The organism is Pseudoalteromonas sp. PSi26, assembly GCF_054960575.1.
Genome location: NZ_JBHNYT010000018.1, coordinates 64,371 through 73,655 on the forward strand (window position 1 = coordinate 64,371; position 9,285 = coordinate 73,655).

Sequence of the window (9,285 nt, forward strand, 5' to 3'; positions counted from 1 at the left end):
GGAGCAGATCAATGAGCAACTTTAGAACAGAATCAGACAGTATGGGCGGGTTACAAGTACCTGTTAACGCTTTATATCAAGCGCAAACGCAGCGCGCTGTTAATAACTTTGCTATTAGCTCCCTTACTATGCCAGCGCAATTTATAAAAGCACTGGCATATATAAAACAAGCTGCAGCACAAAGTAACTATGAGCTAGGGCATCTTGATAAAACCAAGGCAACCGCAATAGAGCATGCTTGCCAAGCGATTATTAATGGTGAGCATTCTGATCAGTTTCCTGTTGATGTCTTTCAAACTGGCTCAGGAACTAGCTCTAATATGAACGCCAATGAAGTAATAGCAACACTTGCCAGTACTCAACAGGAGCCTGTACATCCCAATGATGATGTAAATATGGGGCAAAGCTCAAACGATGTAATCCCTACAGCTATCGCACTAAGCAGTGCTTTCGCGGTAAAAAAATCATTACTGCCCGCCCTTGAGAAGTTATCGCAACATTTAGAGAATAAAAAGAGCGAGATAGGCGCTATTGTTAAAACTGGTCGCACCCACTTAATGGACGCGATGCCTGTTACATTCGAGCAAACTCTTAATGCATGGCAATCTCAAATTAATCATGCTACTACGGGCATTGACCGTTCACTCGAACGGGTATGTGAGCTTGCACAAGGCGGCACAGCTGTTGGTACAGGTATTAATGCCGACCCAAAGTTTGCTGATGTATTTAGCAAGAACCTGACTAAAAATGTAGGTATACAGTTTTCGCCAAGCAATAACTTTTTTTACAATATTGGGTCGCAAGATGCCATTGTTGCACTATCTGGGCAATTAAAAGTACTTGCTGTAGCACAAATGAAAATAGCGAACGACCTACGCTGGATGAACTCAGGCCCTCTTGCAGGATTAGGCGAAATAGAACTTGAAGCCCTACAACCAGGCTCATCCATTATGCCGGGGAAAGTAAACCCCGTTATACCAGAAGCCGCTGCCATGGTTAGCGCACAAGTGATTGGTAATGACGCCACAATTACTGTTGCAGGCCAATCTGGTAACTTTGAACTAAATGTGATGCTGCCTGTTATCGCCTATAATATTTTGCAAAGCATAGAGCTACTAGCAAACAGCGCCCAAGCATTAGCAGAAAAAGCTATCGCCACATTTGTCGTCAATCAAGCTAACATTGACCGCGCGCTTGCTAAAAACCCTATTTTAGTGACTGCACTTAACCCGGTGATCGGTTACGAAAAAGCAGCAAAAATAGCGAAACAAGCCTATAAAGAAGCCCGTCCTATTATTGATGTTGCCGAACAAGAAACTGACTTACCACGTGAAGAGCTCGAAAAACTGCTCAACCCGACTAAGCTCACACAAGGTGGCTTGTAGTTTTTAAAAAGCTTTAAATACGGCTTTAATTACTTGATTATAGAGTTTTTATTGCCGTAAAAAATGCACCGTGTATGATAGTGATGAATTATTCATCACTATCAAGGTATCCTATGCGCCCTGTATTATTAGCTCTTGTTTTACCCCTTTGTTTAAGTGCGTGTTTAGATAAAACACCAGCAGAAAAAGAGTCACTAACCACTGCTGAAGCAATAAAACCACAACAACAGACACTAAAAGAAACCACTCAAACAAAAAGTGACGTTGACGCACTTTCAAACTCAAGTGTAGAAGCGGTATCAGTTGAAGATATTACAACAGCTAAAGCCCAGTTAAACACGCTTATTGCTGACACCAGCTGCGATACTAGTATGCAATGTAAAGTTATTGCAGTAGGTAGTCGTGCATGCGGTGGCCCTAGTAGCTTTGAAGTTTATTCAACTAAAACAGCAAAAGACGAGCAAGTAAAAACACTGAGCAAAACAATCACCGAGCTGGAAAGTAATTTTAATGCGCAAAAAGGAATGATGAGTATTTGTCAGCATTTAACAACACCAGGCACTCAGTGTGTTGAAAATAAATGTGTTAAACTTGAAGGCTCAGCGGTAAGTGTATTTTAAGGATAACAATATGAGTGGTTTAACATTGACAGTTAAATTATCAATTTTTAGTGTTGCTGCTAGCATTTTTTTACTCAGCGGTTGCTCAACAACAGCATCTGTAAATAGCGATCAAGGGCAGAGCTTGTCGGCTTTAAATAGCCAACTTGCCAATATTGTTGATAACAATGGCTGTACAGCAAGCTTTCAGTGTAAGGTACTTGAAGTAGGAGCGCGAGCATGTGGCGGGCCGAGCAAATATGCTGTTTATTCAACGCTAAATACCCCGCAAGAGCAAGCAGAAAGCATTGCAAAGAAAATCACCGAACAAGAAAAAAGTCAAAATGAGCAACAATCACTAACTGATTGCTTACCGGTTATTGAAGTACAATCGCTGTGTATTAACCAGCAATGCCAATCAATCGATATTAAGTAATATATAAAGTGTTAAGGGGTATTTCAGCGTTAACTTAAGTACGGAATAAGCGCTGAAATAACCACGACCAACAGCACGCATATCCCTGCTTTAAGTATGTACTTCATTGGCATGGTTTTTAGTACCCAGTATGCATATATAAAACGCACAAAATAACTTGCTGCAGTACCAAATAAAGCAAAAATAATTAGGTAAGTAATCAGTATAATATTCAAAGCAGTACTTCTTTATAGTTGTTACCTTTAGTGTAAGGGCTTAATACAAAGAACGCAAAAGCACTGCTTTTCAATTCATTAGCTTTTAATAAAAAATTTAAAAGCACATTGAAATAGCGATCTATTTGATCTTATTTTTTAGCTAAAATAACTGCCTAACATGCTTTTATATGCCAGGATTTAGGTCAACTACTTAGCTTTTTTAGTATGCGCAATTAAAAGCTCTGCTACTTGTTGTTTTACCGCGCGCTTATCTTCGCTTGGTACATCAAAGCGGCTCGCTAGTTGCGCTATCTCATCATCATTCAAATTGAACGATAATCGCTGACGAGTTTTTTTTGACTTTACATCTAAGCCAAGTATTTTGCGGATCATATCTGATGGCGTGAGCTCTTGGTCAATTGCTTGCTTTTTTATTTGCTTTTGAACATCGCTACTTAAATCAAATGCCATTTGTGTAGCACGCACGGCCTGCTCTTGGCGTAACCACTTATCTTTAGCATCACTCACTTTGCGTCTCCAGGAAATAAATCCACAATATCGGTAATTGGACGCGTAAGTGTTAATGACACTTCGGTTTCGCCGCCATCCCAAATTTCAATATTTAGACTATGCCCCTCATCTGGCGATGCTAAACATATCATTTCACAGGGCTCGCCACCGTCTTGCTCATAGCGAGGTAGGCTTTGACCACGAAAGTCTTTATTATGAAAATAACAAACAAACGGCGATTCAGTTTGTTGGTAACTTTTAGCCAAAAACTGCATAAAACGCTCAGGAGTATTTTTAACTGCAATATGCGTTAACGACTCTTCATCAAAAATACGAGCAAATTCATCTAAGGTGAAAATATCATCTACTTCATCTCGTTGAACTTTTATCGAAAAATTAGCCCATTGCTCGCCGTCTTCTTGTGCTATTTGTAAAAACACAACTTGACCACTGTTTGTCTCAAGTACAAACTCAGTATCACTACTGTGCTGATATTGATAAGTTTGCACATCAATAACACGCAATGTTTGTCCTTTTAACCACGAAGGATAAGCAAACGAATCTATAACGGTAAACATGTCACCTTTTTTAAGCTCACTTGCATGGTTAAGCTGACGTTCTGGCTCTTTTTTAGATTTGAAAAAATTAAACATAATAAAGCATCCCTTAAGCAAAAAAGGTAACTAAGCGACGCTTAATTACCTTTTATTATAAATGTACGAACTATTAGCCGTTTTGCTTGGCTTTAATGCGCGCTAAAATATCGGCACTTTTTGGGCTTGTGTCGCCAATACCCGCTTCAGCCATTTTTGCTTTTAAATCGTCGCCATTAACTTCTGACTCAAGCTCTTTTGCAGCACCTAACTGATCGCTACGGTCTTGTTGACGCTGTTTAATACGCTCTAGTGATTGTCGAGCCGAGGTCATCGACGAGCTATTCGTATTAAGCGTGCTGTTAACAGCCATTGTTGCTTGCTGTACGCTTTCTGTGGTTTTAACCATAGTAAGCTGACGTTGATTTTCTTTAATCGACTTTTCAGCGTCTTTAACTTGCTGCTTAAGCGTTACAATGTGGTTGCTAAAACCTGCTAATACTTGCTCGTTTTCAGCTTTTTCAGCTTCAAAGTCACCAATTTTTTCTGCAATTTCTAATGCTAAGGCTTCGTTACCTTTTTCAAGTGCTTGGCCTGCATACGCTTCGTGTTCAGCAATTGATGCATCTACAGCGCTAATTTTTCGCTTAGTTTGCATTTCTTTAGCCATTACTTCGGTCAGGCTTTTTTTAGCACGGTGAAGTGCATTTTGTGCATCAGCGATTTCTTGTTCAAAAATACGGATACCATTTGCATCTACAATTGCTTCGCCCGCTTCACGAGCGCCACCACGTACTGCTGTAAATAATTTTTTTAAAATACTCATAATCTTAACTCCACTAACTAGTTACTAATCGTTTAAATACAAGGTCACGGCTTCTAGTGCATCAATCGCGTTGTCAGCTAATGTCACTAGTTCGTGGGTAACATCATCTAATGATGAGTTTACCGACAGTGCACCAAAAATCGCGTATTTATTATCGATTTTAGCGAATGCACTTAGTGGAATTGGCACGTTTAAACGTAACAATGTTTCGTTTAACTCGTTGCGTAATTCACTTTTCACTTCGTCTTCGCCAAACAAGTAGCTAATACATAACAACTGCTCTTGAGTTTGCGTAACAAAAATTGGAAGTTCATCATTTCCATCAACAATGACTTGTAAAACATCTTGCTCACCTGGATTGGCAATCAAGAAAGACTCAAAGTTAGCGCCTTCAGTTTCAAAAGAAGCTAATTTTATTGAAAGTTCGTTTAATTCCATGTCTCTGCCTTTGTGTTGTTTGACATATTATGTCTGAGTTAAGATTCGCACGGTAGACATATTATGTCAACCATGTTTTGTTAGTTTTTATACAATTCACTCTCTATTTGCCATGCTGAACGGTAATAATCATAAAGCTGCCCAGAACCTAACCTATTGACCTCAATATCATTTATTTGTTCAAAATACTGATTAGGGAATACAAAACTTGCTAGTAAATATTTTTTACTTATCCATCGTGACGATACCGGCATTTCACCTATGTTATTTATTCGTGCACTGGCTGGTTGACCCATTTTGGTAGCAATTGTCCACCCCCACTGACCAAACGATGGAATATTTTGTTGGTATTGCTCCACGTAATCAAACCCGGCAGCCTTAACAGTTTTAGCTATACTCAAAAACGCCTTTTTTGCATGATATGGCGACGTTGATTGCACAGCCATAGCCCCATCAGGAGCTAGTAATTGACGTACATGATTATAAAAATAATCGCTGTATAGCTTATTTAGGTCAGGATGATTCGGATCAGGTAAATCAATAATAACAGTGTCAAACTGTTTGTTTTGATCGAGTAATTTCTCAACCTCTAAAAAAGCATCACCCACAATTATGTTAGCTTTGGGGTCTTTCATTGAGTCGTTGTTGAGGTTTATTAATCGCTGCGTGATGGCTTCGGGCGGGGTAAACTTATCGTCTTCGTGGCCAAATAGGTTGAGTAACTGTCCGTCTAAATCAATTAAAGTGACTTCGTTTACCGACCATTTTAGTACATCCCTTAATGCTAAACCGTCACCCCCGCCAATAATTAGCACCTTATCATGTCGGTTAGAGGCAAGCATAGCCGGATAAACTAGCATTGAATGGTATATTTGTTCGTCAACACTGGAGAACTGTAAGCGACCATTTAAGTACAGGTCGGTAATAGGTTGCGGTTGATTTTTGCTAAGTCGTTCTGTTAATACAACATGCTGATATTTAGTCGCTTGAGAATAAATAACTTTATCTTTATATAAGACGTTGCTTAGGCTATTCATCCAACTGCTGCCGAGCACTAAAATAAAGCCAAACAGCACAAGTAGTAAAATATGGCAAACCAATAAGGCTTTAGCAAAGCGAACATGGGCATGGTAGCGCCATAAAAAAGCAAGCCCTGCAATAATATTAAATAAAGCGGTCCATGCAGCAGCTTGCATGATAGGCATAGCCAACATTATGCTTACCCAAATTGCTGCGCCAATACCTGCCCCAATGTAGTCTGCACCATAAATAGTTCCTGCATTGTTTTCTAAAAACCGCCCGTACACATGTTGGCGAATACGCGCAATAAGCGGTATTTCCATACCAATAAACAGCCCTAATACTAAGCCAAATACATACGGCAAAAAGCGCGACCATTCTTGCAGCTTTTGAAATACGTAACCATTGAGCACAACATCAGGGGGCAGATTAAAAATACTTGAAAATAAATGAGGAAGTGAATAACTAACTGCAATAACGCTTGCTATGGCTAAAATACAGCCCATACCAATCAAAGCTATAATGCTTTCTAGCCAAGCAAATGCGGTGAACGCATCTTTAAACCAACGCGCTAAAAATGCCCCTAACCCCATGGCAACTATCATGGTACCAATCATAGCGTAAATAGCACTTTCTACAGAGCCTAATACTCGACCAGCGTAATGAGAGAGTAGGTATTCATAAATAAGGCCGCACCCAGCGAGCACGGCCATTACAGTAATAAGTAATATATCATGCCCAAGTAAGCGTGACTTACTTGGGCTTTGGGTTGTAGTTGACACTGATTATGCGCCTAATAAAGTTGCCATTGTGATGCCTACAGCAAACGATACAGCGGCAGAAATAGCTGCAACACCCACATTTTTTTGACGATTAACTTCATCAGAAATATCACAACCCGATAAAATTATTTTAATAGTCACCAAGTGCAAAATAATAAACGCAACCAAGCTCACAATTGCACTAACAGCCCAATACAATAAACTAGCATTAATATTATCTGCAGCATACGGTGCAACACCTGTTGCCGCTGTGATTGCTAATGCACTCCCCACTAAATAACCAGCGTAACGAATGCCAACAGCTAAGTTATCATCAATAATAGCTTGTTGAAGACAGTCACCATTTTTATTTGTGCGCTTAAATAACATAACTCGGTACTGGCTCACAAACAACAGCACAATGCTACCAATAACAAAGGCAGCAATGACAATAGGTAAACCATGCCATCCTTCTGTAGCTACCCATAGCAGTGCTGAGCGAATGACAATTGCGACACTCACTACGTGGCCAAAATCAATAATAGAAGCAGTCACATTACCTTTAACTATTTCATCATGTAGGCTCACTTTACGCAGTGCAACTTTGTCTTGAAAAAAGTGACCAAGCTTAATTAACACAATGGCAAGCGCACCATAACCAAGCATTTGCAGTGCTTCTTGCTGAAGCGTTGCAGCAAATGCACCACTGCTTACACCGGTTAATACAATAGCCAGCGCAACCAAACCAGCAGCAAAACTAATACCAAAGGCAAAATTATCGCGCTCTGTTATTTCGTCATTGGCATGCAAATTTGAAACCCAGCCTTTTATATATTTAAGGCTAACAAATAGCAGCACAATTATTGCAAAGTCTATCGCTAAAGCTTGCAGCGACCACGTAGTTATTCCATTAAATTCATACATATTATTCTAACTCCAACTTTATTCTTTACTTACCACGGCTCACGCCACGAGAGGTTCTGCTTCCACTGTCACGAACCGAACCGGAGCTATTACTATAGCTACTTGATCGCGAGTAACTGCTACGGCTCTTAGGCGGTGTATAACTACTGCGACTTAACCCTGAAGCCCCCGCCTTTTTACTCGCATAAGGGCTTGTGAACTGCTTACCTTGACGTTGGTATGTTTGACGTGTGCGTGTTTCTAATGCGCTTTGTGTTTTAATTTGTTTAGGGCTTGAGTAGCGGTAACGGCCATAATCGTTGTAATAACTGTACTTACGGCGTTTACTCCAGCTTCCGTATTCAACCCTGTCAAATACATCTCCTAAAATACGGTACATGCCGTACCATTGCCAAAAGCTGATGCCACTGCTATTTGTTTGCCAATTACCATAGTTGGGATTACCCACCATCTGGTTACCTACTCCTTCACCCTCGGCTTGTTGGCTAATAGCACCAACGCGAGCTAGCGATCCTTTTGACATATCAGCAAGCATATTGATTGGATCAGTTAAAGCGTCAGAGAACAGTGAAGGTTTTGCAGCTTCACGTAAAAGATCGATGCTGTGCAACGTATCTTCGTATGGGGGGATTAAGTAAGTATTTTTAGTCTCTTTAAGTCGTTGTAATAAACCACTATAAAGTGCACCTTGGCGCGAAGCATCTAAAGTAATTACATCAACAACATTTGAAAGCTCTGGCTGTTGTTTTTTTAAAAGCGCACCATACTCTTTAAGTAACACTGCATTGCGTATACTGCCATTATCTAGCGCACTACCTAGCTGTGATAGCTCAGCATCCGCTTTTTTTATAGACTCTTGAATTGTTTGTTGTAGTTGCTCTTCTTTAGATTGACAACCCATAAGCACCGTAAACAAACAAAACAGGCTTATAAGTTTCCAAACTTTACTATTCGACATTCATGTCACCTGATTTACTAAATTAACACAGCTAGTCTTACACAGGTCACTTAGTAAGCCAAGAATGAAATTGCAACAAAATAAGAAGAGATGTAAAGAATAATACGTATAAAAAATACTACAGCTAAATGTAAAAGCTTATGATCTAAGCACTGGATATAACTAACTTAATTTTTACGCTGATTAAAATCTTTGAGGAGTGGATCGTAGCTTAGTGTTTACTTTATCCCAAACAGTAAAAAACCAGTCACATTGCTGTAACTGCTTTCTCGTATTTGGAGTCCGTGCAAGAATAACATAGTACCCACAGCAGTGGAGAGCCACAGTGCAATGCTGAACTCTCATCGCTCAATGTATTGGATAGCTAGAATAATGTTCACAAAGAGGTGCTTTGCTCAGGAGACGCTACGCTTTAGAGAAAGAAATACTTAATTTTACTTTTCTACAGACGTAAAAAAGCCCGACTATTACTAGTCGGGCTTTCTACAATTTGAAGCCTGATAATGTCGTGGTGCCCACAGCAGTGGAGAGTCACATAGCAAATGGGATACTATCTTTTCGTCGGGGCGGCCTTCCGCGGGGCTCGCCTTCGCGCTGTTTTGTTTGAGTATTGAGTTCGATATGGGCTCTTGGCTATT

11 protein-coding genes are annotated in these 9,285 nt (G+C 40.0%); 3 read left to right on the top strand and 8 right to left on the bottom strand.

Annotated elements, in window-relative coordinates:
* Positions 1-11: 11 nt before the first annotated feature.
* The 3 genes from ACFI34_RS16755 to ACFI34_RS16765 all read left to right on the top strand — a co-directional run bounded on the left by ACFI34_RS16755 (position 12) and on the right by ACFI34_RS16765 (position 2,420).
* Positions 12-1,385, top strand: coding sequence for a class II fumarate hydratase (locus tag ACFI34_RS16755; protein WP_462674307.1), 1,374 nt, complete (start codon positions 12-14; stop codon positions 1,383-1,385).
* A gap of 113 nt (positions 1,386-1,498) precedes the next feature.
* Positions 1,499-2,005: a hypothetical protein gene (locus tag ACFI34_RS16760; protein WP_462674308.1), complete on the top strand. Its 507-nt coding sequence runs from the start codon at positions 1,499-1,501 to the stop codon at positions 2,003-2,005.
* Positions 2,006-2,015: 10 nt separating this feature from the next.
* Positions 2,016-2,420, top strand: a complete 405-nt coding sequence (locus tag ACFI34_RS16765) for a hypothetical protein (RefSeq protein ID WP_462674309.1) — start codon at positions 2,016-2,018, stop codon at positions 2,418-2,420.
* Between the two features lie 29 nt (positions 2,421-2,449).
* Here the strand turns inward: ACFI34_RS16765 and ACFI34_RS16770 are convergent, their stop codons facing one another.
* The 8 genes from ACFI34_RS16770 to ACFI34_RS16805 form a co-directional block, all read right to left on the bottom strand.
* Positions 2,450-2,635 carry a hypothetical protein gene (locus ACFI34_RS16770; RefSeq protein ID WP_410900213.1) on the bottom strand — a complete coding sequence of 62 codons (186 nt, stop codon included), beginning with the start codon at positions 2,633-2,635 and terminating at the stop codon, positions 2,450-2,452.
* Positions 2,636-2,824: 189 nt separating this feature from the next.
* Positions 2,825-3,145, bottom strand: a complete 321-nt coding sequence (locus ACFI34_RS16775) for a hypothetical protein (RefSeq protein ID WP_006793821.1) — start codon at positions 3,143-3,145, stop codon at positions 2,825-2,827.
* Positions 3,142-3,780: a DUF4178 domain-containing protein gene (locus ACFI34_RS16780; RefSeq protein ID WP_058405886.1), complete on the bottom strand. Its 639-nt coding sequence runs from the start codon at positions 3,778-3,780 to the stop codon at positions 3,142-3,144. The genes ACFI34_RS16775 and ACFI34_RS16780 overlap by 4 nt, the downstream gene beginning before the upstream one ends.
* 73 nt (positions 3,781-3,853) lie before the next feature.
* Entirely contained in the window at positions 3,854-4,546 is a 693-nt protein-coding gene (locus ACFI34_RS16785; RefSeq protein ID WP_006793819.1) for a PspA/IM30 family protein, read from the bottom strand.
* A gap of 24 nt (positions 4,547-4,570) precedes the next feature.
* A complete protein-coding gene (locus tag ACFI34_RS16790; RefSeq protein ID WP_006793818.1) occupies positions 4,571-4,984 on the bottom strand; it encodes a YjfI family protein in 414 nt (137 codons plus the stop codon).
* A gap of 80 nt (positions 4,985-5,064) precedes the next feature.
* Positions 5,065-6,786, bottom strand: coding sequence for a polyamine aminopropyltransferase (locus ACFI34_RS16795; RefSeq protein ID WP_462674310.1), 1,722 nt, complete (start codon positions 6,784-6,786; stop codon positions 5,065-5,067).
* A 3-nt stretch (positions 6,787-6,789) separates the two neighbouring features.
* Entirely contained in the window at positions 6,790-7,689 is a 900-nt protein-coding gene (locus ACFI34_RS16800; protein ID WP_462674311.1) for a DUF350 domain-containing protein, read from the bottom strand.
* 25 nt (positions 7,690-7,714) lie between these two features.
* On the bottom strand, positions 7,715-8,647 hold the full coding sequence (locus tag ACFI34_RS16805) for a CHAD domain-containing protein (protein WP_410900210.1): 933 nt from the start codon (positions 8,645-8,647) through the stop codon (positions 7,715-7,717).
* Between the last annotated feature and the right edge of the window lie 638 nt (positions 8,648-9,285).